24 protein-coding genes and 2 pseudogenes are annotated in these 25,764 nt (G+C 72.5%); 12 read left to right on the forward strand and 14 right to left on the reverse strand.

Going from position 1 to position 25,764, the window contains the following annotated elements; genetic code table 11:
* Position 1: 1 nt before the first annotated feature.
* The 3 genes and pseudogenes from E4N62_RS49605 to E4N62_RS24425 all read right to left on the reverse strand — a co-directional run bounded on the left by E4N62_RS49605 (position 2) and on the right by E4N62_RS24425 (position 3,573).
* Positions 2-754: a hypothetical protein gene (locus E4N62_RS49605; RefSeq protein WP_374117051.1), complete on the reverse strand. Its 753-nt coding sequence runs from the start codon at positions 752-754 to the stop codon at positions 2-4.
* Between the two features lie 5 nt (positions 755-759).
* A pseudogene (locus E4N62_RS24420) lies at positions 760-3,082 on the reverse strand (FHA domain-containing protein).
* 80 nt (positions 3,083-3,162) lie between these two features.
* Positions 3,163-3,573, reverse strand: a complete 411-nt coding sequence (locus E4N62_RS24425) for a hypothetical protein (RefSeq protein ID WP_217179003.1) — start codon at positions 3,571-3,573, stop codon at positions 3,163-3,165.
* 418 nt (positions 3,574-3,991) lie between these two features.
* Between E4N62_RS24425 and E4N62_RS24430 the strand changes: the two genes are divergently transcribed.
* The gene (locus E4N62_RS24430) at positions 3,992-4,270 is read left to right on the forward strand and encodes a DUF1905 domain-containing protein (RefSeq protein WP_230217727.1); all 279 of its coding nucleotides are present in this window, start codon (positions 3,992-3,994) and stop codon (positions 4,268-4,270) included.
* Between the two features lie 57 nt (positions 4,271-4,327).
* Here E4N62_RS24430 and mgrA read toward each other — a convergent pair whose 3' ends face one another.
* Positions 4,328-5,326 carry an L-glyceraldehyde 3-phosphate reductase gene (gene mgrA / locus E4N62_RS24435; RefSeq protein WP_268269785.1) on the reverse strand — a complete coding sequence of 333 codons (999 nt, stop codon included), beginning with the start codon at positions 5,324-5,326 and terminating at the stop codon, positions 4,328-4,330.
* 127 nt (positions 5,327-5,453) lie between these two features.
* On the opposite strand from mgrA, the gene E4N62_RS24440 reads away from it, so the two are divergent.
* Positions 5,454-6,359 carry a LysR substrate-binding domain-containing protein gene (locus tag E4N62_RS24440; RefSeq protein ID WP_230217729.1) on the forward strand — a complete coding sequence of 302 codons (906 nt, stop codon included), beginning with the start codon at positions 5,454-5,456 and terminating at the stop codon, positions 6,357-6,359.
* Here E4N62_RS24440 and E4N62_RS24445 read toward each other — a convergent pair.
* Both E4N62_RS24445 and E4N62_RS49610 read right to left on the reverse strand, forming a co-directional pair.
* The gene (locus tag E4N62_RS24445) at positions 6,349-7,608 is read right to left on the reverse strand and encodes a transcriptional regulator (protein WP_374117052.1); all 1,260 of its coding nucleotides are present in this window, start codon (positions 7,606-7,608) and stop codon (positions 6,349-6,351) included. The two genes, E4N62_RS24440 and E4N62_RS24445, sit on opposite strands and share 11 nt — an antisense overlap.
* A 109-nt stretch (positions 7,609-7,717) precedes the next feature.
* Positions 7,718-8,077, reverse strand: a pseudogene (locus E4N62_RS49610) (helix-turn-helix domain-containing protein); the annotation flags it as partial.
* Positions 8,078-8,116: 39 nt separating this feature from the next.
* Between E4N62_RS49610 and E4N62_RS24450 the strand changes: the two are divergent.
* From E4N62_RS24450 to E4N62_RS24460, 3 genes are all read left to right on the forward strand, one after another.
* Positions 8,117-8,737: a hypothetical protein gene (locus E4N62_RS24450; protein WP_230217731.1), complete on the forward strand. Its 621-nt coding sequence runs from the start codon at positions 8,117-8,119 to the stop codon at positions 8,735-8,737.
* Between the two features lie 56 nt (positions 8,738-8,793).
* A complete protein-coding gene (locus E4N62_RS24455; RefSeq protein WP_374117053.1) occupies positions 8,794-9,048 on the forward strand; it encodes a hypothetical protein in 255 nt (84 codons plus the stop codon).
* Positions 9,049-9,133: 85 nt separating this feature from the next.
* Positions 9,134-9,655, forward strand: coding sequence for a DinB family protein (locus E4N62_RS24460; protein ID WP_230217733.1), 522 nt, complete (start codon positions 9,134-9,136; stop codon positions 9,653-9,655).
* Here E4N62_RS24460 and E4N62_RS24465 read toward each other — a convergent pair.
* The 4 genes from E4N62_RS24465 to E4N62_RS24480 form a co-directional block, all read right to left on the reverse strand.
* Complete coding sequence (locus E4N62_RS24465; protein ID WP_230217735.1) at positions 9,631-10,707, reverse strand: adenosine deaminase; 1,077 nt, start codon at positions 10,705-10,707, stop codon at positions 9,631-9,633. The two genes, E4N62_RS24460 and E4N62_RS24465, sit on opposite strands and share 25 nt — an antisense overlap.
* Before the next feature lie 56 nt (positions 10,708-10,763).
* Entirely contained in the window at positions 10,764-11,159 is a 396-nt protein-coding gene (locus tag E4N62_RS24470) for a VOC family protein (protein WP_230217737.1), read from the reverse strand.
* 158 nt (positions 11,160-11,317) lie between these two features.
* Positions 11,318-12,598, reverse strand: coding sequence for a hypothetical protein (locus E4N62_RS24475; protein ID WP_230217739.1), 1,281 nt, complete (start codon positions 12,596-12,598; stop codon positions 11,318-11,320).
* Between the two features lie 149 nt (positions 12,599-12,747).
* Positions 12,748-13,635, reverse strand: a complete 888-nt coding sequence (locus E4N62_RS24480) for a glycoside hydrolase family 19 protein (protein ID WP_230217741.1) — start codon at positions 13,633-13,635, stop codon at positions 12,748-12,750.
* A 417-nt stretch (positions 13,636-14,052) separates the two neighbouring features.
* On the opposite strand from E4N62_RS24480, the gene E4N62_RS24485 reads away from it, so the two are divergent.
* Entirely contained in the window at positions 14,053-15,096 is a 1,044-nt protein-coding gene (locus tag E4N62_RS24485; RefSeq protein WP_230217743.1) for an acyl-CoA dehydrogenase family protein, read from the forward strand.
* Between the two features lie 196 nt (positions 15,097-15,292).
* On the opposite strand, the gene E4N62_RS24495 is transcribed toward E4N62_RS24485, so the two are convergent.
* Both E4N62_RS24495 and E4N62_RS24500 read right to left on the reverse strand, forming a co-directional pair.
* Entirely contained in the window at positions 15,293-17,470 is a 2,178-nt protein-coding gene (locus tag E4N62_RS24495; protein WP_230217745.1) for an MMPL family transporter, read from the reverse strand.
* 158 nt (positions 17,471-17,628) lie between these two features.
* Positions 17,629-18,132, reverse strand: coding sequence for a MarR family winged helix-turn-helix transcriptional regulator (locus E4N62_RS24500; RefSeq protein WP_230217850.1), 504 nt, complete (start codon positions 18,130-18,132; stop codon positions 17,629-17,631).
* Positions 18,133-18,438: 306 nt separating this feature from the next.
* Between E4N62_RS24500 and E4N62_RS24505 the strand changes: the two genes are divergently transcribed.
* A complete protein-coding gene (locus E4N62_RS24505; RefSeq protein ID WP_230217747.1) occupies positions 18,439-19,800 on the forward strand; it encodes a deoxyribodipyrimidine photo-lyase in 1,362 nt (453 codons plus the stop codon).
* Here the strand turns inward: E4N62_RS24505 and E4N62_RS24510 are convergent.
* Positions 19,734-20,897 carry a cobalamin B12-binding domain-containing protein gene (locus tag E4N62_RS24510; protein ID WP_230217749.1) on the reverse strand — a complete coding sequence of 388 codons (1,164 nt, stop codon included), beginning with the start codon at positions 20,895-20,897 and terminating at the stop codon, positions 19,734-19,736. The genes E4N62_RS24505 and E4N62_RS24510 overlap by 67 nt on opposite strands.
* A 327-nt stretch (positions 20,898-21,224) precedes the next feature.
* Here E4N62_RS24510 and E4N62_RS24515 point away from each other — a divergent pair, with 327 nt between their 5' ends.
* The gene (locus tag E4N62_RS24515) at positions 21,225-21,674 is read left to right on the forward strand and encodes an SPW repeat protein (protein ID WP_230217751.1); all 450 of its coding nucleotides are present in this window, start codon (positions 21,225-21,227) and stop codon (positions 21,672-21,674) included.
* A 112-nt stretch (positions 21,675-21,786) separates the two neighbouring features.
* Here the strand turns inward: E4N62_RS24515 and E4N62_RS24520 are convergent, their stop codons facing one another.
* A complete protein-coding gene (locus tag E4N62_RS24520) occupies positions 21,787-22,557 on the reverse strand; it encodes a metalloregulator ArsR/SmtB family transcription factor (RefSeq protein WP_230217852.1) in 771 nt (256 codons plus the stop codon).
* Positions 22,558-22,645: 88 nt separating this feature from the next.
* Between E4N62_RS24520 and E4N62_RS24525 the strand changes: the two genes are divergently transcribed.
* The 4 genes from E4N62_RS24525 to E4N62_RS24540 all read left to right on the forward strand — a co-directional run bounded on the left by E4N62_RS24525 (position 22,646) and on the right by E4N62_RS24540 (position 25,764).
* Positions 22,646-23,875, forward strand: a complete 1,230-nt coding sequence (locus tag E4N62_RS24525; protein ID WP_230217753.1) for an aminoglycoside phosphotransferase family protein — start codon at positions 22,646-22,648, stop codon at positions 23,873-23,875.
* A complete protein-coding gene (locus E4N62_RS24530; protein ID WP_230217755.1) occupies positions 23,876-24,415 on the forward strand; it encodes a hypothetical protein in 540 nt (179 codons plus the stop codon).
* Positions 24,416-24,502: 87 nt separating this feature from the next.
* Positions 24,503-24,766 carry a GlsB/YeaQ/YmgE family stress response membrane protein gene (locus E4N62_RS24535; protein ID WP_230217757.1) on the forward strand — a complete coding sequence of 88 codons (264 nt, stop codon included), beginning with the start codon at positions 24,503-24,505 and terminating at the stop codon, positions 24,764-24,766.
* A gap of 119 nt (positions 24,767-24,885) precedes the next feature.
* Positions 24,886-25,764, forward strand: a complete 879-nt coding sequence (locus E4N62_RS24540; protein ID WP_230217759.1) for a GNAT family N-acetyltransferase — start codon at positions 24,886-24,888, stop codon at positions 25,762-25,764.

A 25,764-nucleotide genomic window follows, 5' to 3' on the forward strand; every position in this document is an offset into this window, starting at 1 on the left:
GTCACCGGCGGGACCAGGCGCGTGGGCTCGCCGTCGCTCGGCCCCCGGTCGGCCGGCCTGGTGGCGGGCCGAGGCCCGGCGGGTGAGGGGTCGGCCGCTCGCCGGTCCGTCGGTTCGCGCACCGGCTCCCCCACGACCCTCGTAGGTTCCGGGGACGTTGCCCGAGCCGGAGCCCGTGTCGGTGTCGGTTCCGGGGCCGGGGCCGGGGCCGGGGCCGGTGTCGGTTCCGGGGCCGGGGCCGGTGTGAAGCGGGGGCGGCAGGGGTCTCGCGCGGTTCGTCCACCGCGGCGAACGTGCTCAGCCGTGTCCCGTCGCAGTACACCCACCGCTCGTGCGCCGCGTCGAACAGCCACAGCGACTCGCCGTCGACGACCACCCCGATCCGCAGCCCCTTCGTGCGCTCGCGGAAGGACTCGCCGTCGCGGTGCCCGGCGGCCAGCGCCTCCGCCTCGGTGCGGTAGCGCGTCAGGGCATCCTCGGCGCGGGCCAGCAGCGGGCGTGGGTCGGCCGTGCGGGCAGGAGCGGCACCGGCGGCGGGCGGGTCCTGCGGTACGGCGACGAGGAGGCGGCCGTCGACCCAGGCGGACCAGCCGTTGGCGCACAGGACCCGGCCCCAGTCACCGCGCCGCTCCAGCAGCTGGACCGGCAGCAGCGCGTCGAGGGCCACGGTCGGGTGGGCCGGGTCCGGGCTCTCCCAGGCGGGCAGGCCGTCCGGCGGGACGACATGGGTGGGCAGGAAGCCGGGGGTCGTCATGGCGGCTACTTCCGCATCACCGCGGGCTCACGGCGGCGCAGCAGCCGGGCGACGGCCCAGCCGCAGAGCAGCGAGAGGACGACGAGCATCCCGAGGTCGAGCAGCCAGACGCCCGCCGAGTGCGCGAACAGCGGGTCAGAGGTGTCGGGGACGATCCGTTCCAGGTCGATCGTGCCGGCCATCGCGGCGAAAGCCCACCGCGACGGCACCAGCCACGCCAGCTGTTCGAGGACGATCGTGCCCCGCACGTCCAGCAGGGCGCCGCAGAACACGACCTGGACGATCGCGAGGAGCACCAGCAGCGGCATGGTGACCTCCTCCTTGCGGACCAGCGCGGAGACGACCAGGCCGAGCATCATCGCGGTGAACGCGAGCAGTGCCACGGCGATCGTGATCTCGACCAGGGGTGGCAGCAGCACCCCTTCGCCGCCGGGGGCGTTGAGGTCGACGCCGAGCAGCGCGACCAGGGTGAGGACGACGGCCTGGAGGACGGTGACCGTGCCGAGGACGACGACCTTGGACATCAGGTACGCGGATCTGGACAGGCCCACGGCTCTCTCGCGCCGGTAGATGACCCGCTCCTTGACCAGTTCGCGCACGGCGTTCGCGGCGCCCGTCAGGACGCCGCCCACGCAGAGGATGAGCAGGGCGTTCATGGCGGTCTCACGGTCCAGGGTGCCGCCCGCGAGTGCCCTGGCCATCGCCCCCATCACGAACGGCAGCGCGATCATGATGGCGAGGAAGGTGCGGTCGGCGCTGAGCGCGGCCGTGTACCGGCGGACCAGTGTTCCCAGTTGGGCGCCCCAGCTCTGCGGCTTGGGCGGCGGCGCCACGGCGACCGGTTCCGATTCGGCCTGGTAGGGCCGGTCCATGGCGGCGGTGACGTACCGGCTCCGGAAGGGCGAGTCGCGGTACTCCCCCGCCCAGTCCCGCTCCCGGTCCCGTTCGAAGGCCTCGAACGCCTCCGGCCACTGCTGGAAGCCGAAGAAGGCGAGGGTGTCCTCCGGCGGGCCGTAGTAGGCGACCTTGCCGCCGGGCGCGAGGACGAGGAGGCGGTCGCAGACGTCGAGGCTGAGGACGCTGTGGGTGACGACGATGACGGTGCGGCCGTCGTCGGCGAGGCCGCGCAGCATGTGCATCACCGAGCGGTCCATGCCGGGGTCGAGCCCGGAGGTCGGTTCGTCCAGGAAGAGCAGGGAGGGTTTGGTCAGGAGTTCCAGGGCGACGCTGACCCGTTTGCGCTGGCCGCCGGAGAGGCTGTGGATGGGCTGGCCGGCGCGCTGTTCCAGGCCGAGTTCGCGGATCACCTCGTCGGCCCGCGCCTGTCGCTCGGCCTTCGCGGTGTCCTGGGGGAAGCGGAGTTGGGCGGCGTAGGAGAGGGCTCTGCGGACGGTCAGCTGGGCGTGCAGGATGTCGTCCTGCGGGACCAGGCCGATGCGCTGGCGCAGCTCCGCGTAGTCGCGGTACAGGTCGCGGCCGTCGTAGAGGACGGTGCCGGTGTCGGCGGGGCGCTGGCCGGTGAGGGCGTTCAGGAGGGTGGACTTGCCGGCGCCGCTCGGGCCGACGACGGCGAGGAGGCATTTCTCGCCGACCGGAAACGACACTGCGTCGAGCAACGTCTTCCGGCCGCGGTCGACGGCGACCGTGAGCTCCTGGACGTCGAGGGAGACCTCACCGGTGTCGACGTACTCCTGGAGTGTGTCGCCGACCAGGCAGAACGCGGAGTGACCGATGCCGACGATGTCACCGGGAGTGACCGGCGCCCGGTCGACGGGGGTGCCGTTGAGGTAGGTGCCGTTGTGGCTGCCGAGGTCGACGATCTCGTACGTGCCCTCCGGCCGCGCCCGCAGCTCGGCGTGCCGGCGGGAGACGACGAGGTCGTCGATGACCAGGTCGTTGTCGGCTGCGCGGCCGATGCGGACGGTCCGCTCGGCAGCGGGTGGACGCTGGTGGGCTGTCGGAAGGTGCCGGTGGTGGCGGGGCGGTGGATGCCGGAGGGGCGTTCGGGGGCGAGGCCGGTGAGCACCGCGCGGGGCCGTCGGGCAGGCTCCCGAAGTGGATGACCGTGCCGGGGCCGACGTCCCACTCGTGGATCCGGTGGCCGTCGGCGTACGTGCCGTTGGTGCTGTTCTCGTCCTCGATGGTCCAGTGGCCGGCCTCGGCCCGCAGCACCGCGTGGTGCCACGAGACCCGGTCGTCGTCGAGGACGACGTCGCTGAGCGGGTCGCGCCCCACGTGGTAGTAGTGGGACGGGGCCAGCACGGTCGAGCCCGACTCGGTCTCCAGCACGAGTGCGGGCGCAGTCGAGGGGATCGACCGCTCTGCCATGTCGAAAATTCTACCGATGGGTCCCCATATGCGCGCTCGGCGAGGTGCGGCGCGGATCCGGGACCGGTTCGAGCCCGGCGTCAGGCGGCGGGTGCGGCGATGCGCTGGGCGATGCGCTGCATGCGGACGGCGTCGACGGACTCCGCGAGCAGTTCGTACTCCGTGGTGTCGTCATTGGTGGCGATCCGGACCAGGTTCCCGGCGGCCAACTCCTCGGCGACGAGATCCTGTTGTACGTCGTCGGCGGACCAGGCGCGCAGCTGGCTGGGTACGTCGGGTACGGTGTCGGCGACCGGGACGACCGCGCGGGGAGGGAAGTTCGGGTTCTCGGGACGTGGGTCGAGGCGTTCGGCGATCCATAACGCACGGTCGCGCATCCACCACAGGGCGAGCGCCAGGGTGGGGGCGCGGTAGGTACCGAGGGGCACGCCGACGCGCTGACCGCCGCACCAGCCGTACGCGGTGACATGGCACAGGAATTCGTCGTGCACGCTTCGCTCCCCCGATCGCACCGCCGGACCCGCCCGGCCCCACTCGCCGCGCGGGCTTGCTCTCGCCTCGCAGACTTGCTGGTCGTGCGTTTCCGGCGACGAGAACGTCACGCACAGTGACGTGAAGAGCGCGCGGCAGTGCGCGTTCGTTCATGACTCAATCGCCCTGTCAGTCGAGTATCGCCACTCCTGACCCTCTGTCACCATGCCAATTCAGCCAGTCTCCTGGCATATGCGAGGGCGCGATTGGCCGAAACGCTGCGAAGGGGCCTCCGACCGGGGGCTTCGGCTTTCCTCCATACGTATGCCGACGGCAAGGCGTTCACCGAATACGGCGGCGATGTCCCCGGTGCGATGAGTTCCTCCGCTCCGGCGGGTCTCCCGTTCGTGGCGCACCACCGGAAGCGGAGGAGACATCATGAGTACGCTCGACGAGCACTTCACGGCGGAGCTGCGGAAGAGCCCGGCCAAGGGCGGCTGGACCTACCTGGTGTGGCCCGGGTCCGCCGAATTCTTCGGCACCCGCGGCCTGGTCAAGGTCCGCGGCACGATCGACGGCCACCCCTTCCGCGGCTCCTTCATGGCCCTGGGCGACGGTACGCACAAGCTGCCTGTCAGGGCCGAGCTGCGCGGGGCGATCGGGAAGGAGGCGGGGCAGTCGGTGACCGTCCGCCTGGAGGAGCGGATCGAAAGCTAGTCGGCCCCGGGGCCGGTCCGGGGTGTACGGACCGGCCGAGGTGTTCGGGGGCGGAGGCTAGCCCTTGCCCTCGATGATGGCGTCGATGCGGGCCAGCTCCTCCGGGTCGAAGTCGAGCTGGGCGATGGCGCCGACGCTGTCCTCGATCTGGCGGGCGCTGCTCGCGCCGACGAGTGCCGAGGTGACCCGGCCGCCGCGCAGCGTCCAGGCCAGGGCGAGCTGCGCGAGGGTCTGGCCACGGGACTTGGCGAGCTCGTCCAGCGCGCGCAGCCTGCCCACCAGGTCCTCGGTGACGGCCTCCGAGTTCAGGAACGGGCTGCCGCTCGCCGCGCGGGAGCCCTCCGGGATGCCGTCGAGGTAGCGGGAGGTCAGCAGGCCCTGCTCCAGCGGGGAGAAGACGATGGAACCGACCTGCAGCTCGTCGAGGGCGTCGAGCAGGCCCTCGCTCTCGGGGCGCCGGTCGAGCATGGAGTAGCGCGGCTGGTGGATGAGGAGGGGGGTGCCCAGCTCGCCCAGGATCCGGGCGGCCTCACGGGTCTGCTCGGCCGAGTAGTTGGAGACACCCACGTACAGCGCCTTGCCCTGCTGGACCGCCGAGTGCAGCGCGCCCATCGTCTCCTCCAGCGGAGTCTCCGGGTCGGGGCGGTGCGAGTAGAAGATGTCGACGTAGTCCAGGCCCATCCGCTTCAGGCTCTGGTCGAGCGAGGAGAGCACGTACTTGCGCGAGCCCCACTCGCCGTACGGACCGGGCCACATCAGATAGCCGGCCTTGGTGGAGATGACCAGCTCGTCGCGGTACGGGGCGAGGTCGGTCCTGAGGGCCTCGCCGAGGGCGGACTCGGCGGAGCCGGGCGGCGGGCCGTAGTTGTTGGCCAGGTCGAAGTGGGTGACGCCCAGGTCGAAGGCGCGGCGCAGGATCGCGCGCTGCGTCTCGACGGAGCGGTCGGGGCCGAAGTTGTGCCACAGGCCGAGCGAGAGTGCGGGCAGTTTCAGGCCGCTGCGTCCGGTGCGCCGGTAGGGCATGTCCGCGTAGCGGTCGGGGTGTGCGGTGTACAACGCGACTCCAGAGAGGTGGGCACGAGGGGACCGGAGTCCCTGAGGACCGGTGCCCACTCTGTCGCGACCTGGAGGCATTGGTCCAACAGAAGAATCCGATGGGATTCAGCGCCTACGCTTCTCAGTCATGGAACTCCGTCATCTCCAGCACTTCGTCGCGGTCGCCGAGGAGGAGCACTTCACCCGGGCCGCCGAACGGCTGCTGGTCTCCCAGTCGGGTCTGTCGGCCTCCGTCCGGGCCCTGGAGCGCGAGCTGCAGACGCCGCTGTTCGTGCGGACGACCCGCCGGGTGATGCTCACACCCGCCGGGCGGGCGCTGCTGGGCGAGGCGGAGCGGATCCTCGCGCAGGTGCGGTCGGCGCGGGAGGCGGTGGCCGCCGTGCAGGGCGTGCTGCGGGGCATGCTGGCGGTGGGGTCCGAGCAGTGTGTGGCCGGGCTGAACGTGGCGGGGCTGCTGGCCTCGTTCCGGCGCCGCCATCCGGATGTGGAGATCTGTCTGCGCCAGGCGGGCTCGGGCGCGCTGGCCGAGGAGGTCGCGAGCGGCCGCCTCGATCTGGCGTTCGCCGTGCGGGCGGCGCAGAGGGACACCGACCAGCTGCGGGTCGTCCCCCTGTCCGGCGAGCCGATGACCGTCCTGTGCCACCCGAGCCATCCCCTCGCCACCGCCGGCGCCGCGGTGGCGCCGGAGGAACTAGGTGGCGAGGTCTTCGTCGACTTCCACCCGGACTGGGGCCCGCGTCGGACCACCGACGCGGTGTTCGCCGCCGCCGGGGTCCGCCGCACGGTCGCCCTGGAGGTCAACGACGTGCACAGCCTGCTGGAGCTCGTCGAGGAGAACCTCTGTGTCGCCGTCGTCCCGCGCCATTTCCGGCACAAGCGCGACTCGCTCGTCGCGCTCGCCGTCAAGGGCACCGGCGAGACCGTGTACGAGACGGTCGCACTGCTGCCGCCGCCGCAGGCCATGAGCCCCGCGGCGCGCGCCCTGATGGAACTCCTCGACACCCCGGCGGGGTGTCCCGAGGTCAGCCGGTGAAGGGGGTCCACCGGCGGTTCAGGGTGTCGTACTCGTAGCGCGGCAGTCCCTCGATCCCGGTCGTGCGGAACGGACGGCCTTCGTCGTCGATCCGGACCGTGCCGGTTCGGCCCTCGGAGGACCACTCCAGCTCCAGGTACCAGCTGCAGTCACAGGTCACGGTCTTGGCGGAGACCTTCAACATCTCCGGGTCCTCGGCCGACACACGGTACGGAAAGCGCACGGCCGGGATCCGTACGTCCAGGTCCGCGCCGTCCACCGAGCGGGCGACCGGCCGGTCCTGGTCCAGGTCCACGTCGAAGTACCGGGGCGTGACCCGTCCCCCGCAGCCCCCACCCATGAGGTAGGAGTAGCCCTTGACCGGAGCCGCGCGCTCGACGACGCGGACCCGCAGCGCGGTCAGGAGGACGTCCGTGGACTTCCGTCCCTGGACCGTGACCTCCACGATCATGTTCCCGCCGTGCACCGCACGCTGCGTCGCGGCCCAGACCTCCGCGTCCTGCGGCGCCGGCGGCGGGGGCACATCCTTCGGCGGTTTGGCGACAACGTAGTCATGACCGCAGCCGAGGTCCCAGATCTGGGACTTCATGGTCCAGCTGAGCGGCACCCCGGTGGCCGGCGCCTGCTCCTCCGCGCTGTCGTCGTCCTCGGTGGGACGGGCCTCGGTCTCGGTGGGCGTGGGCGACGGCGAGGGGGTTCCCGACGGGCTCTTGGTGCTGCCGGTGTCCGAGGGCGTTGGGGACGGGCTCATGGGCGCGGCCGACGGGCGCTGGGCCGCCGAGCTCGTACGGGAGGAGGTCGGCTCGCCGCCCGGCGCTGTGCCGTCACCCGATGACCTCCCGGACGGGAGCACGGTGAGGCTGCCCAGCGTCGAGACGAGCACCGCGGCGACGGCCGCGCTGACGAGGGTGCGCCGACGGCGGTGCCAGGGCCGCCGGGACGGAGGCACCGACGCGAGCGCGTCGACCGACTCGACCGGACCGACGGACTCGACCGGACCGACCGGATCAGTGGACCCGATGGGCTCTGTGGGGTCCGAGGACTCCGTGGGCTCGGCCGAACCGGCGGCCGGAGCAGACTCCACGGACTCTGCCGACTTCACGGGCGGCTCGGCGGACTCGAAGGGCTTTGCGGGCTCGTCCGACCCGACGGGGCCAGGGGCATCGATGCGTTGGGCCGCCTCGGCAGGACCGACCCGCTCGGCCGACTCGGCCGGCTCCGGTGTCGGCTCGGCGGCCGCCCTCCCCACCCGTCCGCGCTCGCTGCCGCGCCGCCACCGCCGGCTGCCACAGCCGGTGCAGTTCGAGCCGCTCCGCGCCGGTCGCGCCGCAGAGCGCGGCGAAACGTTCGACGGGCGCGAAGTCGAGCGGGACGGTGTCACCCGCGCAGTAGCGGTGCAGCGTCGAGGTGTTCATGCCCAGGCGCCGGGCCAGCTGCCCGTAACTGCGGTCCGTGCGTTCCTTGAGACGCGTGAGCGCTTCCGCGAACTCCCGCACGTCGTCCGGTGCTGCCGACACTGTTCTCCACATCCTCCCCGCCCCGGGACGGCATCCCAGGGACTCCCCATACATGCACGTCAGAGGGGCTGGGATGGTTCCATGGCCGGGGATCGGAGGTAGTCCGTTGCGCTCACGCCCCGTGACGGCCGATGCTCTTGGTGTCGCACCGACCACGGCCGGACGGACCATCCGGCGTCGTCGGCGAAGCGGCCCATTCATTCCATGTCCGCACTCAGTACTCGTTCACGGGGGACCTCCATGCCCAAGCACACCCTGCCTCGCACGCTCACCGCACTCGCCCTGGCGGCTGTCACCGCGGGCTCCGCGCTCGCCGTCGGCGCCGCTCCGGCCGCCGCCGCGAAGGCGAGCGGCGCGCCGAAGTACCTGTCGGCCTCCGAGCTCCCGCCGCACCCCTCGTCCTCCTGGACGGCCGGCAGGATCGAGGACGGTCTCCCCGAGGAGCTGCAGTACTGCCTCGGCGACGCGTTCCTGGCGTACGACATCAACCACCGCTCCTACCGGACGGACCTGGAGACCAGCGCCCGGCAGGTCGTCGTCGTCACGGGCAGCGCCGGCAAGGCCAAGGCCCTCGCCGCGCGGCTGAACAAGGACTTCAAGAACTGTGTGAGCGAGTCCTCCGACCCGGACGTCGAGGCCGAGTACCGCGACCTCGGGACGCTGGCCGTCGAGGAGGGCGCCCGCGTCCACGGCGTGGCCACGGTCACGTCCTGGGGAGCCATGGACATCAGCCTCCTGTCGGTCGGCCGGGACGGCCGGACCGTCACGGTCGTGGACTGGGGGCAGATGGGCGGCTTCAAGGACGCACCGGTGAAGGCCTTCAAGAAGACCACGACCACCGCCGTCAACAAGCTCCACTGACCGGCGACTGAGGCCACCCGCCGTACGGCCCTGGCGGCGGGCAGCTCGCCGAGGAGTTGCGGAAGTTCTACCTGACACCCGCCCTGCGCAAGGAACTCAAGGCCTGGGAGAAGAAGAACAACGCCGACGGTGTGCTGCGCGCCCAGAACACCCCGGTGCGGTGGAAGGTGACCGACAACGGCACCGCGAACCACGCCGAGGCCGGTATCACCTTCACCTGGGGCAACGGCAGGACGACCAAGCTGGTCGTCGACATGACCCGCGACCTGAGGATCTTCCACATCGGCACGAAGGGTGCCGCGGGCAGCTGACGGGGACCGCGCGGCGCCACATCAGGGGACCGGCGCCGCTGGGCGGGGCGGTGCGGGCACGGCCGCGATGCTCGATGGTGGACGTATGGATGTGAAGGACGTTCTCATCGACGCGTACGGCCGGATCAAGGAGGAGGTCCACGCCGCCGTGGACGGACTGTCCCCGGCGGAACTCCGCGCCCGCCCCGCCCCCGAGGCCAACTCCGTCGCCTGGCTGGTCTGGCATCTCACCCGGATCCAGGACGACCATGTGGCCGACGCCGCCGGTCTCGACCAGGTCTGGCTGTCCCAGGGCTGGGAGAAACGCCTCGGACTCGCGCTGCCGGCCCGGGACACGGGCTACGGGCACGGTCCGGCGCAGGTCGCCGAGGTCCGGGTGGACTCCGGTGACCTGCTGACCGGCTACCTCGACGCCGTGCACGCCCGGACGGTGGAGTACGTGCGCGGGCTCGGGCCCGCCGACCTGGACCGTGTCGTGGACGAGCGGTGGACCCCGCCCGTCACTCTCGGCGTGCGCCTGGTCAGTGTCCTGGCCGACGATCTCCAGCACGTCGGCCAGGCGGCGTACGTACGAGGACTGCTTCAGCGGGACGACGCCGAGGCGTAGCCGGGCAGCACCACGTTCTCGATGAGGTCGTTGCGCTCGTCGAACGGGATGAAGGCGCTCTTGAGTGCGTTGACGGTGACCGTGCGCAGGTCGTCGAGGGTCCAGTCGGCCTCCTCGACGAGCAGGGACATCTCGCGGGTCATGGTGGTGCCCGAGACCAGGCGGTTGTCGGTGTTGAGGGTGACGCGGAAGCCGAGGTCCCGCAGGCCCGTGATCGGGTGCTCGGCGATGGAGGTCGCCGCGCCGGTCTGGAGGTTGGAGGTGGGGCACATCTCCAGGGCGATCCTGCGGTCGCGCACCCACGCGGCGAGGCGGCCGAGCTTGCCGTCGACGATGTCCTCGGTCAGGCGCACGCCATGGCCGATGCGCTGGGCGCCGCACACCTGGAGGGCCTGGTGGATGCTGGGCAGCCCGTGGGCCTCGCCGGCGTGGATGGTGAAGGGCACGCTCTCGCGGCGCAGGTGCTCGAAGGCGGCCAGGTGGTCGGCGGGCGGGAAGCCGTCCTCGGCGCCCGCGATGTCGAAGCCGACGACACCGGCGTCCCGGAAGGCCACGGCCAGGTCGGCGGCCTCCCGGACCCGGTCGAACATCCGCATCCCGCACAGCAGGGTGCCGACCCGGACCGGGGTGCCCGCGGCTGCGGCCTTCGCCATACCGGCGGCCAGGCCCTCCTGCACGGTCTCCACGACCTCGCTCATCGTGAGCGCGCCCCGCGTGTTCAGCTCGGGGGCGTAGCGGACCTCGCCGTAGACGACACCGTCGGCGGCCAGGTCCAGGACGTACTCCTCGGTCGCGCGCAGCAGGCCCTCGCGGGTCTGCAGCACCGCGAGGGTGTGCTCGAACGTGGCTATGTAACGCACCAGGTCACCCGAGTTGGCCGCCTCGTAGAACCAGGTGGCGAGGCCCTCCGGGTCGGTCTCCGGGAGGGTGTGGCCGACCTCCGCCGCGAGCTCCACGAGGGTGGCGGGACGCAGGCCGCCGTCGAGGTGGTCGTGCAGGACGGCCTTGGGCAGGCGGCGGATCACTTCGGTGTCTATGCGCGTAGCAGACATGGCGTTCGTTCCTCGGCAGGTGGTGCGGTGGAGTGGGGTCGAGAGGTGGGGACGGATCAGTCGGCGGCGGGCTGGAGGAGGTCCCAGCGGTTGCCGTACAGGTCCTCGAAGACGGCGACCGAGCCGTAGGGCTCGTGGCGCGGCTCCTCCAGGAAACTGACGCCCGCGGCCCGCATCCGGGCGTGGTCGCGGGCGAAGTCGTCGGTGTGCAGGAAGAACCCCACGCGTCCGCCGGTCTGGTCGCCGATCCGGCCGCGCTGCGCCTCGTCCTTGGCGCGCGCCAGCAGCAGTCCGCCGCCCTGCCCCTCGCTCCCGGGCTCGACGACGACCCAGCGGGCGCCGTCGGGCCGCGGTTCGTCCTCCACGAGCCGGAAGCCGAGCGCCTCGGTGTAGAAGCGGATGGCCTCGTCGTAGTCGTCGACCACGAGGGTGACCAGGGCTATGCGTCTCATCGGGGCCTCTCGGGTCGCTCGGGGTTCCCGGGAGGTTATACGTAACACGCACCGGACGGCAAGTGGCATTCTTCCCGTACCTCCGGGCGGCCCCCGGCACGACCGAGACCCCCCGCGATGCAGGGGGTCTCGGGGCGCGGGAGGGCGACGGCCCGCGCTCACTCGCCGGGCGACGCCTTGCGCAGGGCGGCGATGCACGTGCTCAGCGCCTGCTGCAGTTCCTCCAGGCGCTCCAGCATGTCGTCCTCGTAGATCGCGTCGAGGTCGACGGCGTCGTCGAGGGTCAGCTCCTCGAAGACCTTCGTCGCCTTCTGGAGGCTGCTGTAGAACTTGGTCCGCCGCTCCTGGACCCGCAGTTCGGGGTCGGACTCCACGGCCTGGACGACGAGTTCCTTGACGGTGTCGTAGGCCTCCGTCGCCCACTCGCCGGTGTCCTCGTCGTCGTCGAGCTCGTCGATGAGGGACAGGTGCCGCTCGGCCTCGGCGCGCAGTTCGGCGGTGGCGTCGATCACCTGCCCGGCCGGGGTCTTGACCTGCCCGTTCTCCACGATCTGCCGGACGTAACCGATCCGGCTGGCCGCCTGGGTCTCGCTGGCGACGGCCTTCTTCAGCTCGTCGGTGCGGGCGATGTCACGGGCCAGCTCGGCCTGAAGGGCAGGGTCCTCCTTGAGGCGGTCCAGCAGCGCGGTGCGCGCCGCCTGGGCGGTGGAGGGGTCGGCGAGGATCGCGGCGCGCAGCGCGGTGGGGTTCTCGGCGACCTCCAGCGCCTTGGTCGGGCGGATGCCCTCGGCCTCGGCCGCCGCCGTGATCGCGGTGCCCCGGTCGGAGGTCGCGCTGGACCGTGAGCTGTAGTACGACAGCCACACGTCCGCGTCCGGGAGGTCGACCTCCTCGCCGGGGGCCAGTGCCTCGAAGTGCGGGACCATGCCGTCGTCGGCCGCCCTGTCCCAGGCTTTGTAGTACCGCATGACCCGCTCCGGCGAGCATCCCGCCAGCTCGGCGAAGTGCTTCGCCGACACCTTCGGCGTCTCGCCCGCCAGCTCCCCGCCGGGCCGCACACTCCGCGCCACCTTCAGCGCGAAGGCCCAGCCACCGGTGCGCGCGTACACCCCGAACTCCCGTGCGTCGCGCGTGACTTGCTCGTCCACGACGTCGACCGGGGAGTCGTCGACGGTCTCCTCGGCGGCGCCGTCGACGGCCTCTTCGGCGGGGACGTCGAGGCCGGACGGCGCAGCCTCGTCGGACGTCGGCCGCGCGGGAGCCGTTCCCCCGGAGGGCTGTGCGGGCACCTCGGGCGCGGGTGCGGCCTCGGGGGTCGGCGTCTCGGCCGCTCCGGGCTCGACCCAGAAGCCCTCGTCCCCGGTCGGCGCCGCGCCGGTCGCGGGTGTCTCGTCGCCGGGTGGTACGGCCGATGCGGAGTGGGCGGTGGCTACGCTCACGGGTGACTCTCCCGGGTGGTGACGAACGGCAGGGACAGAACTGGCAGCCTATATGAACCCGTTGATGCCGCTTTGCCTGGACGCCCGCCCCGGTCGTGGCCCGACTGCCGCAGTCTCCCACGCAGCCGGGCGTACACGACCGGGTCCCCTCAGCAGTACAGGTTGCCGCCCGCCGACGTGCCGAGGATCCGGACGAACCGCTGGTACGCGCTGACCCGGCTCTGCACCTGCGCGGGGTTCTTGCCGTCGCACTCCAGCGAGCCGTTGATGCTGCGGATGGTGTGTCCGAAGCCGGCGCCGCTGACCATGGCGTTGTGGCCGGTCATGGTGCCGGGACCGGTCTGGGTGTTCCAGTACCACAGGGCGGTCTTCCAGGCGACGGCCGCGTCGTTCTGGACCAGCCAGGGGTTGCCCAGCAGGTTCAGGCCGAGCGCGTCGCCGGCCGCCTTGTAGTTGAAGTTCCAGCTCAGTTGGATGGGGCCGCGTCCGTAGTACGCCGCCTGTCCGGCCGGGCAGCCGTAGGGCCGACCCCAGTCGCAGTAGGTGGGGTAGTTGGCGGTGTTCTGCTCGACGATGTGGACGAGGCCGCCGGTCTCGTGGTTGACGTTGGCGAGGAACGCCGCCGCCTCCTGCTTCTTGACGGTGTCGCTGCCCGTGGTGGCGAAGGCGGGGTAGGCGCTCATGGCGGCCCGCAGACCGCTGTACGTGTAGAACGAATTCCGGTTCGGGAACATCTGGTTGAACTGCGCCTCGCTCACCACGAACCCGGAGGGGTTGGTGGGGCCGTTCTCGCAGGCGTACGGCTCCCAGTACCAGGTGCTGATGGTGGGGTCGTACCCCGGGTTGTCGTGCTCGGCGATGTACGCCCTGCCGTCGGTGTAGCGCACGATGTCGCCGGTGACGTAGGACCGGCCGGCCACCCAGCTCGCATAGCTCGAACAGGGAGCCGCGGACGCGCTCTGGGCGGGCAGCAGCAGGGGGGTGGAACCGCCGATGACCAGCACGGTCAGCAGGGCGGATATGCGGCGCCTCGACACGTGACCAACTCCTTCGTGGAGCACGGCCGCACCCGGGCGAGGGCCCGGAGGCATGGCTGGGAGGCACCTCGCGCGCACGTGCCGGCGGTGCCGGCCACGGCGTGGGGGCGGCCGTGGTGGGGGTGTGGGGCACACTCAAGCGCGTTGGTCTGTACCAGTCAAGGGTGTAGACCAGTCAACTCCCGATCGCGCCGTGGGCGGTCGAGGACCTCGGCGCCCCGGACGGGCTTGACGCCCCCTCCGGGGCGCGGGCACGACGAGCACATGCGAACGCAGCCCCCTGACCGCCTGCGCCCGACGACCCGACAACAGGCCGACGTGGCGCAGGTCACACGCCATGCGAGGCGAATGGAGAACGTGTGATCTTCCGGTCCCGAAGATGTGATCTTTGGGACCCGGGCCGGGGAGAATCACCCCATGACCACGTCACCACACCCTCTCGTCGTCCAGGCGCGCGGACTCGCCGCCGAGGTCCTCGCGCCCCAGGCGGAGCGCGTCGACCAGGAGGGCGTGCCCGCGAGCACCATCCAGGCGATCAAGCGGTCCGGGCTGCTCGGGGTGAGCGCGCCGGTGGCGTACGGCGGGGCGGGCGCGCCCGGCTCGGTGGCGCGGGAGACCGCCGAGATCCTGGCGGGGGCGTGCTGCTCCACCTGGTTCGTGCAGACCCAGCACCACACACCCGTCCTGACCCTCGCGAAGAGCGAACTCCCGGCCCGGGAGAACCTGTTGGGGAAGCTGGCCACCGGCGAGCTGCTGTCCGGCGTCGCGTACGCGCATCTGCGGCGCTATCCGCAGGTCCCTGTTCGGGCGGTGCCCCGGCGTGGCGGCTGGCGGTTCCACGGCACGGTGCCCTGGTACACCGGCTGGGGCCTCAACGACGTGATGCTGCTGGCCGGCGTCACGGACGCGGACGAGGTGGTGTTCGCGTTCACGGAGGCCCGTCCGCAGACCGGGCTGCGGGCCTCGGCGCCCATGCGGCTCGCGGCGCTCACCGCCGCCCGTACGGTCTCGCTCCAACTCGACGGGTTGTGGGTCCCCGACGACGCCGTGGCCCTGCACGCGCCGTACGAGTCATGGGCCGCGAGCGACCGCCCCAAGCCGACGAACGCCTCGCCGGCGGTGTTCGGGGTCGCCGAGTCGGCCCTCGGCCTGCTCGACCAGGACGACCCCGCGACCAAGGCGCTCCGGCTGCGGCTCGACAAGGTGCGGCGGCAGGCGTACGCCCTCGCCGACCATCCGGCGCCGCACGAGCACATGGAGGAGCGGCTGGCCCTCAAGACGAAGGCGTTCGACCTGATGCGCACGGCGACGACCGCGGCGGTCGTCGCCGGTGGCGGACGCGCCATCGACCTGGACAACCGCGCGCAGCGCCTGGCCCGTGAGGCGATGTTCCTCCTGGTGCAGGGCCAGACCCCCGAGGTTCGCCGCGCCCACCTCGCCTCGCTGTCGGCGGCGTACTGAACCGGCCGGGTCCGCGCGGCGCGTCGACACGACGCGGGTGCTGCTGACGCTCCAGCGCCGCAGGGCGGATTCCGTACCGCAGGGGGCCCGGGATCTGCACGAGGCGTTCGTCCGGGGGGCGCGGACGCTGGGCGCCGGGCGAGCTCATGCCCCGGCCCGAGGCAGGCTCATGACCCGCCCCGGGCGCGATCACGTCTCACCGACCGGCGTGGCGACCCGCCTCGTCGCGGTCCGCGGCCTCGCCGTCCTCAGCCGACCCGCCGTCCTCAGCCGTCCCGCCGCCGTCGGCCGTCCCGCCGCCGTCGGCCGCATCGCCGGAGCCCACCTTCCCCGGCCACCAGGCGCGCTCCCCGAGGTCCCGCACCAGTGCCGGCACCAGCAGCGAGCGCACCACGAGGGTGTCCAGGAGGACGCCGAAGGCCACGATGAAGGCGATCTGGGCGAGGAAGGCCAGCGGGATCACGCCCAGCGCGGCGAAGGTCGCCGCCAGGACCACGCCCGCGGAGGTGATGACCCCGCCCGTGCTGACCAGCCCGCGCAGCACGCCCTGGCGTACGCCGTGCCGCAGTGACTCCTCGCGGACCCGGGACATGAGGAAGATGTTGTAGTCGACGCCCAGCGCCACCAGGAACACGAACCCGTAGAGCGGGACGGACGGGTCGGTCCCGGTGAAGCCGAACAGGTGCTTGAAGACGAGGGCGGAGACGCCCAGCGTGGCGAGGAAGTTCAGGGCCACCGTGGCGACCAGCAGCACCGGCAGCAGCAGCGAGCGCAGCAGGCCGATCAGGATGAGAAGGATGACGGCGAGGACGACCGGGACGATGAGCGTGCGGTCGCGTTCGGCGGTGCGCAGGGTGTCGTACTGCTGTGCGGTGTAGCCGCCGACGAGGGCGTCCGCGCCGGGCACGGCGTGCAGAGCGGTCCGCAGCCGGGCCACCGTCCGCTTCGCGGCGTCGCTGTCCGCGGCGGCGTCGAAGGTGACGTCCACCCGTACCCGTCCGTCGACGACCAGCGACTCGGCCCCGGGGCGGCCGGACTCGCCGACGGCCGCCGAGGCGACTCCGTCGGTGGAGCGGGCGGCGACGAGCACCGGCTCCAGCCGGTCCGCGTCCGCGACGACCACGGCGGGGTTGCCGGAGCCCGCGGGGAAGTGTTCGCCGAGGGTCTTCTGGGCGGCGACGGAGGGGGCGCCGCCCACGAAGGTCTCGTCGAGGGGGACGCCCTTGGAGGTCAGGGTCGGGGCGAAGACGGCGCCGGCGAGGAGGACGACCAGGGTCACGGCCCACACCCGGCGCGGCTCGCGGTCGACGAGGTCCGCGACCCGCGGCCATACCCCCTCGCCGCGCCGCGCGGCGGCCGTGCGGGCGCCCGGCCGGGCGGGCCAGTAGGCGGCGTGACCGAGGGCGACCAGGACGGCGGGCAGGAAGGTGAGCGTGGCGAGGACGGCGCAGCCGATGCCGATGGCACCGACCGGTCCGAGCGCCCGGTTGTTGGTGAGGTCGCTGAGCAGCAGGGCGAGCAGGCCGAGCGCGACGGTCGCGGCACTGGCCACGATCGCGCCCCAGGACTGCCGCAGCGCGGCCCGCATGGCCGTGAACCGGTCGGCGCGGTCGGCGAGTTCCTCACGGAAGCGGGCAGTGAGGAGCAGGGCGTAGTCGGTGGCGGCGCCGATGACGAGGATGGACAGGATGCCCTGGACCTGCCCGTCGACGCGGACGACGCCCCGGTCGGCGAGGGCGTACACGACCGCGCAGGCGAGGCTCAGGGCGAACACCGCGCCGAGGATGATCACCAGGGGGAGCAGCACGCTGCGGTAGACGAGCAGCAGGATCACCAGCACGGTCAGGAGAGCCACGGCGAGCAGCAGGCCGTCGATGCCGGCGAAGGCGTCGGACAGGTCCGCCTGGCTCGCGGCGGGCCCGGCCAGGTGGACGGTGGTGGCGGGCAGGCGTTCGACGGCGGCACGGATCCGGTCGAGGGTCTCGGGCAACCTGTCGCCGAGGTCGGGCCTGAGCGGGACCACTGCCCGCAGCGCCTCGCCGTCCCGCGAGAGGAGTGCGGGCGAGACCTCTCCCGTGACCCCGGGGGTGTCGGCGAGGGAGGCGAGGACGCGGTCGGCCGAGACGCGCCGCTCCGCGAGACCGTCGCCCGTCCACACGACGATCGCCGGCAGCGTCTCGTCCTGCCGGAAGGCCCGCTGGGCGGAGACGACTTCGGTGGATTCGGCGCTGCGCGGCAGGAACGAGGCCTGGTCGTTGGTGGCGACCTCGCCGAGACGCCCGGCGTACGGGCCGAGGACTCCACCGACGACGAGCCAGACGGCGATCAGCAGGAGGGGGACGAGCCGGCGGGCGCGTCGCGGGGTGGGGGACATGGTGCTCCAGAGTCCGGGCGGAGTTGCATCGACGAGTGACCCAAACAGATGACTCAACGAAAAACAATCTCAATGATTGAGTTACTTCGCGGTCTGATCCTAGAGGCCCGACCCTCGCCCGTGTCAGCAGGGAGTTGGTCGACCCGGCTGGGGCCGGTTCAGCGGGCGTGCTCGGCGTCGGCGCCCGCGCCCAACTCCTCGTTCATCGCCGCGAGGAAGCGCAGGACGACGGCCAGCTCCTCGGCGGTGAACCGGGAACGCGCAGCCTCGGTCGCCGCCGCGAGGGGCCGGAAGTAGGTACGGGCCGTGACGCGCGCGTCCGCCGCGTAGTACAGGTGCACCACCCGGCGGTCGGCGCTCTCCCGGACCCGGCGGACGTGCCCGGCGCGCTCCAGCCGGTCCACGCACGCGGTGACCGCGCCGGAGGTCAGCCCGAGGCGTTCACGCAGCCGCTTCGGCGTCATGGGCGCCTCCGCGTCCAGGATCGCCGCGAGCGCCTGGACGTCCGTCGCGTGCAGTCCGTGGTCGCCCGCGAAGGCGTGCACCAGCCGGTTGATCTCGCCGTTCATCCGGCGCAGCGCCACGGCGAAGGCGTGCAGGTCGGTCGGCGCCCCGGAGACGGCACCCCCGTCGTTCCCCGGCTGCCGAGCGGGATCGTTCACTGTGGCCACGCGGTCAGCGTAGTCGCCGTACCGATCACCCGAACGCGCGGCGATTCTCCCCGGGCGCATCCGTGACCGCTGTCACGGAGGAAGTGATGTCGAGGGCCGCGACACCGGACGCGGGGCGCGCGACCGCGTTCCGGCGGGCCGTGGCCCCGCGACCCCGCCGTGCGCGGCGGCCCGCCCGTGAGCGCCCGATCCGTATCCATCAGATCCGTCCGATCCGCCCAACCCGTCCGATCCGCCCCCCGCTCGATCCCCTTCCCTCCCCTTCCGCTTCCGCTTCCCCATCCCCGGAGCCCGTCCATGAACGTCTCGGTCGTCCTGTTCACCTCCGATCTGCGGCTGCACGACCATCCGCCGCTGCGCGCGGCGCTCGACGGATCCCGGCAGGTGGTCCCGCTGTTCGTGCGCGACAGGGCCGTGGCCGCGGCCGGGTTCGCCGTGCCCAACCGGCTCGCGTTCCTCGCCGACTGTCTGCGTGACCTCGACGCGGGACTGCGTGAGCGGGGTGGCCGACTGGTGGTGCGTTCAGGAGACGTGGTCGAGGAGGTGTGCAAGGTGGCCGCCGAGGCGGACGCCGACGAGGTGCATCTGGCGGCCGACGCCGGCGCGTACGCCCAGCGGCGCGAGGAGCGGCTGCGGCGCGCCCTGGAGGCCGAGGGCGTACGCCTGCACGTGCACGAGACGGTGACGACCGCTGTGGATCCCGGGGCGGTGACACCGGCCTCGTCGGACCACTTCTCGGTGTTCACGCCGTACTTCCGCCACTGGTCCCGGCAGCGGCTGCGCGACCCGCTGGCCGCGCCGCGGACGGTACGGGTGCCGGAAGAGATCGGCTCGGAGCAACCGCCCTCGCGGGCGGAGCTGTCCGGCCTGTCGCCGGAGCTGGCGGTCGGCGGTGAGACGGAGGGCCGCGCACGGTTCACCTCGTGGCTGCGGTCCGGCATCGCGGCGTACGAGGACCGGCACGACGACCTGGCGGGCGACGCCACCTCGCGGCTCTCACCGCATCTGCACTTCGGCACCCTCTCCCCCGTCGAACTGGTCCACCGGGCGCGCGGGGCGGGCGGCCCGGGTGCCGAGGCGTTCGTACGGCAGCTCGCGTGGCGGGACTTCAACCGCCAGGTGCTGGCCGTGCGGCCGGCGGCCGCGTCCGTGGACTACCGGGCCAGGCACGACCGTTGGCGATCCGCACCGGACGAGGTCGAGGCGTGGCGGGAGGGCCGCACCGGCTATCCGGTGGTCGACGCGGCCATGCGCCAGCTGCGCCACGAGGGCTGGATGCACAACCGCGGCCGTCTGCTGACGGCGAGCTTCCTGACCAAGACGCTGTACGTCGACTGGCGCGTGGGTGCCCGGCACTTCCTGGATCTCCTCGTCGACGGCGACGTGGCCAACAACCAGCTCAACTGGCAGTGGGTCGCGGGGACCGGCACGGACACCCGCCCCAACCGGATCCTCAACCCGGTCATCCAGGCGAAGCGGTACGACCCGGAGGGGGAGTACGTACGGCGCTGGGTACCGGAGCTGGCGGACGTCGCGGGGCCGGCAGTCCATGAGCCGTGGAAGCTGCTCGGGTTGGACCGTGCGGCGCTGGACTATCCGGAGCCGATCGTGGAGTTGGCCGAGGGACGGGAACGGTTCCTCCGGGGACGCGCATCCTGACGCTCCGGATCCCGAGGCGCCGGCTCCCGCGGCTCCGGCGCCCGACGCGCCGGATCGTCCGCTCCGACGCCGGAAGACGGCCGTTGCGACCGTTCCGGCCGGTCCACCTGTCCCCGCAGCGCCGACAGCACCTCCACCGCGTCGCCCAGCGAGGACGGCCGGACGGTGCCGGGCGCGGGGTGCCCGTGCCAGCCGGGGCCGCCCAGCACGACGAGCGGCTGCCTGCGGGCACCCTTCACACCCCAGCGCGCGGCGGCGACATGACGGGCGAGGGGCAGGCTCGCCGTGGAGCGGGCCTGGGCCCACAGGACGACCGCCACGGGGCCGAGCCGGTCGACCGCCGAGGTGAGCGCCTCGGCGGGGACGGCCGCGCCGAACATCCTGGTGGGCAGGCCGAGTTCGCCGAGGGCGGCGTTGAGGGCCTCCAGCGGGAGGGTGTGCTGCTCGCCCGGCACACACGCGAGCACGACCGGTCCGGGCGCGGTGGTGTCGGGCCGGGGTGCGGGCGGCCGGGCGTGGCGGCGCAGAGTGGTGGAGACGTGCCAGGACAGCAGATGCTCGACCTCGACGTAGCGGTCCCCGGAGGAGGCCCATTTCCGGCCCACCGCGTGCAGGGTCGGCACCATCACCTCCTGCCAGGCGACCGTCAGGCCGTACCGTTCGACGGCCTCGGCCAGCTGCTCCTCCACCGCCGGGGCGTCGAGGCGTACGGCGGCACGGGCGAGGCCCCGGCACTCCCTGCGGAGGTCCCCCGGGGCGGGCGGGCCGGCGGTGCCGGACGGCCGGGGCCGCCCGCCGTCCGGCGGGCGGGCACGTCCGGGGTCCTCCTCCGCACTGCGGCCTCCGGCCCCCGCCTTCGCCGCGCGGGCCGCCTCCGCCGGCGGCACCCCCGCCGCGGTGAGCCGGCACATCGCCTCGACGACCGTCACGTCCCGCGGGGTCCAGCGCCGGTGCCGGCCGTCGGCGCGGACCGCGGGCCCGATGCCGTAGCGGCGGTCCCAGGAACGCAAGGTGGTCGGCGACACGCCCAGCCTGCGGGCCAGAGCTCCGCTGGTGAGTCCCGGATCGGCAGGGTTTTCCTCCCCGCATGTACCCATGCGGGCGACTATACGATGCACAAGCGGTGCGAACCGGAGTCCGATCCGGCGAGATCGCCGCCCTGCGCATCCGAAGGGCTGGTTCCCACGGAAGTGGCGAACGGGCGGGGCCGAACGACCGGGCCACTGCCGGTCGAGGGCGCGACCCCGTCCAGGCCCGTCCCCGAGGTGCGGTCGGCGCCCCTCGGGGACGGCCGTCATCCCATGGTCCGCTCCGACCCGACCACTACACATAAAGGCAAAATAAGCGCAGAATGAACGTACGCGGCGCTTACCGCATACCCCACCAGACGCGGTCAGGCCTGCGGAGTTCAAAGGAGTCGACTCATGGCCAACGTCTCACACAGGAGTGACATCTCCAGTCACCCCGACGCACCCGAAATGCAGGCTCGGTACGCCCGCATGCTCGGCGGTCGCGACGTGGCGCTCGTGGACGGACCGGTGTTCCTGCTCGGTCTGTACTGCGCCGTGTCCCCGTGGATACTCCACTTCACCACGAGCCAGCCCGCGCTGGTGCCCCACAACCTCATCGTGGGCATCGCGATCGGACTGCTGGCCCTCGGCTTCACCGCCGCGCCGGAGAGGATGTACGGCCTGAGCTGGGCCATGGGCGCACTGGGTGTCTGGATGATCATCTCGCCATGGATCGTGGGCGAGAGCCCGGACGCCGGTGTCGTGGTCAACAACATCGTCATCGGCTGCCTGGCCCTGCTGCTGGGGCTGATGTGCGCCGGCGTCGCAGCCAAGGGCGGCACCCGAGGGGGCCGCACCCCGTAGGGGTGACCAGAACGCCCGCGAGGGGTAACGGCGGCCGATCCGCTCAGGCGGACCGGCCGTCGCCGTTCGTCCTCGGGCGACCGCCGCCGTTCCCGGTCGGACGATCCGCCGCTCACCCTCGGGCCGGCACCTTCCACGGCTCCTGCGGCAGGACCCGGCCGGTCTCCAGCAGCGACTTGAGGTTGGACAGCACCGCCGGCCAGCCGAAGGACACCTCGGCGAGCGCGCCCTCGTCCTGCAGATCCTCGTGGGTCACGGTGAGCCGCACGATGTCGGCGTGCGGCACGATGTCGAAGGTGACCCGCGAGTAGGTCTCTCCCTTGCCCTCGTTCTCCGGGGAGGCCCAGGTGGTGACCAGCCGGGTCGGGGGCTCGCTCACCACGACCGTGCCGACGACATCCTCGACACCGGAGCCGTCGGCGCGGACATGGGCCCAGCGCGAACCCTGCCGCCAGTCCGACTCGTTGCGGTGCCCCCAGTAGTCGGCGGTCAGATCGGCGCTGGTCAGCGCCTCCCAGACCTTCTCGGGCGTGCTCGCGATGTAGGTGACGTACACGAATGTGGGCTTGTCGGTCATGGCTTCCTCGGCTCGTCGTTTCACGGCACCGAGCGCTCTCAGCCGGGGGCGCTCGAACTTGTCGATCCACCGCTCCTGCATCTCGTGGAGCGGGACCGGATTGAGGTAGTGCAGTTTCTCCCGCCCCCGCCGCACCGTGCTGACCAGGTTGGCGGCCTCCAGGACACCCAGGTGCTGCGTCACCGACTGCCGCGCCATGTCGATCCGCGCGCACAGCTCGCCCAGGGTCTGCCCGTTGTGTTCGTGCAGCCGGTCCAGCAGCCTTCTGCGGGTCTCGTCGGCCAGCGCCTTGAAGACCTTGTCCATGCCGGGATCGCTCTCTGATCGCACACCCCACGTTATGCAGGTAATTACCTGCATGTCAATCGTCGACGGTGCACCGCACACTGTCGCCGTGAGCCGAACCTTCAGCGCCCTGGTGACCTCGGGTGCGGACCTCCTGGGCGTCACCGGCCCCTTCCCCGTCGACGTCCCGTGGTGGGCCGAGGTAGAGCCCGTCGTGGAGCGGCTGGAACGCGCGCTCGGGGTGGCCGTGTACGTGGTGCGGCTGCTGCGTGTCGACGGCGGTGAGGGCGGGCGCGACGGGCATGTGACGTACCACGTCGAGGCGTTGGAGCTTCCCGCCCCTGGCAGCCCGGCGCTCCGCCCCGCGGATCGGGGGACGCGCGCGCTGCTGGAGCCGGACAACGCCCTCCGCTCCCCGTGGGCACGCGCGGACGGGCTGCGTGACCTGCTCGGCTGGGCCTCGCGGACCCTGGCCGCGCTGGGGCGGCCGGTGACCGGACCGGTCCGGCAGCGGCGGACCTGGAACCTGGCGGGTCTCTTCAGGCTGCCCACCGGGCAGGGGCCGGTCTGGCTCAAGGCGACACCGCGCTTCGCATCCGACGAGGCCGCCGTCATCGCCGCGTTCGCCCGCGTCGACGCGGGACTCGTCCCGACGGTCCTCGCCTCCGACGAGCGCCGGATGCTGCTGGAGCACGTCCCGGGCGAGGACTGCTGGGCGGCCGACGCCGCGACGGTCGAGGCGGGAGTACGCCGTACGGTCGCCGCGCAGGCCGCCCTGGCCGGCCGCGAGCCGCCACGTCTCCGGGACCGACGGGACCCGGTCCTGACCGGGCTGGTGCGTGACCTGCTCGACGGACCGGCCGCACCGGACCTCACCGCACAGGAACGGGACAGGGCACGCGAGTTGACGGGCCGCTGGGAGCGGCTCGCCGAGTGCGGCCTCCCCGACACCCTGGTGCACGCCGACTTCCACCCGGGCAACTGGCGCGGCGACGGCCGGTCACCGGTCGTCATGGACTTCGCCGACGCCCACTGGGGCAACCCCGTACTGGACTGTCTGCGCCTGTACGACTTCCTCCCCGAGGCGGTACGCGGCACGGCCGTCCGGGTCTGGGTCGACGCCTGGAGGACGCACACCCCGCGGAGCGACCCGGCCCGCGCACTGGCCCTGGCCGAGCCGCTGGCACACCTCACGTACGCCGTGCGCTACCAGGAGTTCCTCGACGGCATCGAGCCCTCGGAACGGCCGTACCACGAGGGCGACCCGGCGGCGGTGATCCGCAGGGCCCTGCACTGCCAGAGGCATCCCGGCCTCGGTTTCACGGAGATGGTGGACTAGATGGATCGTGCCGAGGTGCTGCTCATCGGCGGCCGGGCCGGAGTCGGCAAGTCGACCGTGGGCTGGGAGATCTCCGACCGGCTGCGGGTCGCCGAGGTCCCGCACGCCCTCATCGAGGGCGACTTCATGGGGCAGGTCCACCCGGCGCCCGCGGACGATCCGCAGCGCGCCGCGCTCGTGGAGCGCAACCTCACCGCCGTGTGGGGCGACTACGCTGCCCTCGGTCACCGTCGGCTCATCTACACGAACACCCTGAGCGTGCTCTCCGGGACGGCCGACACCTTCCGGCGGGCCATGGGCGCCGACGTCCGGATCGTGCGGGTGCTCCTGACCGCCTCGGACGAGACGACCGAGCGACGGCTCCGGGGACGGGAGATCGGCTCCGAGTTGGAGCGGGAGCTGACCGGCAGCGCGCGCAAGGCACGACTGCTGGACGAACGGGCGCCGGCGGACACCGTCCGTGTCCCGACGGACGGGCGCCCCGTCATGGACATCGCGGCGGAGGCGCTCGCCGTCACGGGATGGGTGCCGGGCCCGTGAAGAACGTGAAACCGAAACGGACTGCACTCGCGTCCGAAGGGCACTCGCTCGGTTGCGGGTATCCCGACGACAAGGGGCGGAGTTCAGATGGAGATCGACGGCATCATCAGCGCCATCGTCATCGGCATTGTCATAGGTGTGCTCGGCCGGCTCGTCATACCGGGTCGGCAGCGCATCGGCATCCTGCTGACGATCCTTGTGGGCATCGTCGCCGCGCTGATCGGCAGTGCGATCGCGGCGGGGATCGGTGTGGCCGACACCGGCGGCGTCGACTGGATCGAGTGGCTGATCCAGATCGCCCTGGCGGCCCTGGGAATCGTGGCACTGGACCGCGGCCGGGCTCGCCGCTGAGCGGCCCGGGAGCGACGACGGGCGCCTGCGCACGTCCGGAATCTCGTTGCGGGTGATCGCGCCCGGCGGCTAGCGTCGCCGGGCGCCGCCGTTCGCCCGTCGACCTTCCCGGAGGGCCGTTGTCCCCACGCATCACCTATCTCACCGACCCCGCCGTCACCCCGTCGAGCCGTCGGCTCGTCTGGCTGGCGACCGGCGAGGACGGCACCCCCCTCGGGACGGCCTTCCTGCGGCTGTACACCAAGGAGGGGCAGACCCATCTCGCGGAGCTGGAGGTCTCCGTGCACCCGGCCGAGCGGCGGCGGGGTGTCGGTACGGCGCTGCTCGACGCGGCGATCATCTCGGCCCGGGACGACCGGCGCCGCGCCGTCATCGCCCAGGCCGACCGGGGCTCCCCCGGCGACGCGTTCCTCGCGGCGCGTGGTCTCCGCCGGGTGCTGACCCTGACGTACGCCCGGCTCGAACTCTCCGGGATCGACCCGGACCGCATCACCCGGATCCTCCAGCAGCCCTGCCCGGGCTACCACTTGACCCGGTGGACGGGCGTCGTACCGACGTCGCTCGCCCGCACCTACGCCGCCTCGCGCCGCGCGATGGACGACATGCCGATGGGCGACACCGACTACGGCAAGGTCGGCTGGGACGTCGAGCGGGTCGTGGCGGCCGCCGAGGCGATCGCGCGGCGCGGCGACACGCTGTACACGGTGGCCGCCGTGCACACGTCGAGCGGCACGATCGTCGGCTTCTCCGAGCTGGTCCTGCCGGGTGACGGAAAGGGCGAGGGGCAGCACTACGGCACGGCGGTGCTGCCCGAGCACCGGGGCCACGGCCTCGGGCTGCGGATGAAGGCGGAGGCGATCCGCCACGCCCACGCCCTGGCCCCGGACCTGGCCCTGCTCACCGACACAGCCGAGGAGAACCTCCCCATGCGCCAGGTCAACGACGCGCTCGGCTACCGGCCGACGCACACGGCGACCGAGTACCAGCTCGACCTGTGA

The organism is Streptomyces sp. MNU76, from assembly GCF_020982545.1.
Classification (GTDB): Bacteria; Actinomycetota; Actinomycetes; order Streptomycetales; family Streptomycetaceae; genus Streptomyces.

Coding starts and splice junctions, on each gene's coding strand:
- E4N62_RS24465 (WP_230217735.1), bottom strand. CDS start 10,707: ATGTCTGCTACGCGCATAGACACCGAAGTGATCCGCCGCCTGCCCAAG.
- E4N62_RS24450 (WP_230217731.1), top strand. CDS start 8,117: ATGCCCAAGCACACCCTGCCTCGCACGCTCACCGCACTCGCCCTGGCG.
- E4N62_RS49605 (WP_374117051.1), bottom strand. CDS start 754: ATGACGACCCCCGGCTTCCTGCCCACCCATGTCGTCCCGCCGGACGGC.
- E4N62_RS24535 (WP_230217757.1), top strand. CDS start 24,503: ATGGAGATCGACGGCATCATCAGCGCCATCGTCATCGGCATTGTCATA.
- E4N62_RS24430 (WP_230217727.1), top strand. CDS start 3,992: ATGAGTACGCTCGACGAGCACTTCACGGCGGAGCTGCGGAAGAGCCCG.
- E4N62_RS24530 (WP_230217755.1), top strand. CDS start 23,876: ATGGATCGTGCCGAGGTGCTGCTCATCGGCGGCCGGGCCGGAGTCGGC.
- E4N62_RS24460 (WP_230217733.1), top strand. CDS start 9,134: ATGGATGTGAAGGACGTTCTCATCGACGCGTACGGCCGGATCAAGGAG.
- E4N62_RS24510 (WP_230217749.1), bottom strand. CDS start 20,897: ATGGGTACATGCGGGGAGGAAAACCCTGCCGATCCGGGACTCACCAGC.
- E4N62_RS24520 (WP_230217852.1), bottom strand. CDS start 22,557: ATGGACAAGGTCTTCAAGGCGCTGGCCGACGAGACCCGCAGAAGGCTG.
- E4N62_RS24440 (WP_230217729.1), top strand. CDS start 5,454: ATGGAACTCCGTCATCTCCAGCACTTCGTCGCGGTCGCCGAGGAGGAG.
- E4N62_RS24495 (WP_230217745.1), bottom strand. CDS start 17,470: ATGTCCCCCACCCCGCGACGCGCCCGCCGGCTCGTCCCCCTCCTGCTG.
- E4N62_RS24470 (WP_230217737.1), bottom strand. CDS start 11,159: ATGAGACGCATAGCCCTGGTCACCCTCGTGGTCGACGACTACGACGAG.
- E4N62_RS24505 (WP_230217747.1), top strand. CDS start 18,439: ATGAACGTCTCGGTCGTCCTGTTCACCTCCGATCTGCGGCTGCACGAC.
- E4N62_RS24515 (WP_230217751.1), top strand. CDS start 21,225: ATGGCCAACGTCTCACACAGGAGTGACATCTCCAGTCACCCCGACGCA.
- E4N62_RS24485 (WP_230217743.1), top strand. CDS start 14,053: ATGACCACGTCACCACACCCTCTCGTCGTCCAGGCGCGCGGACTCGCC.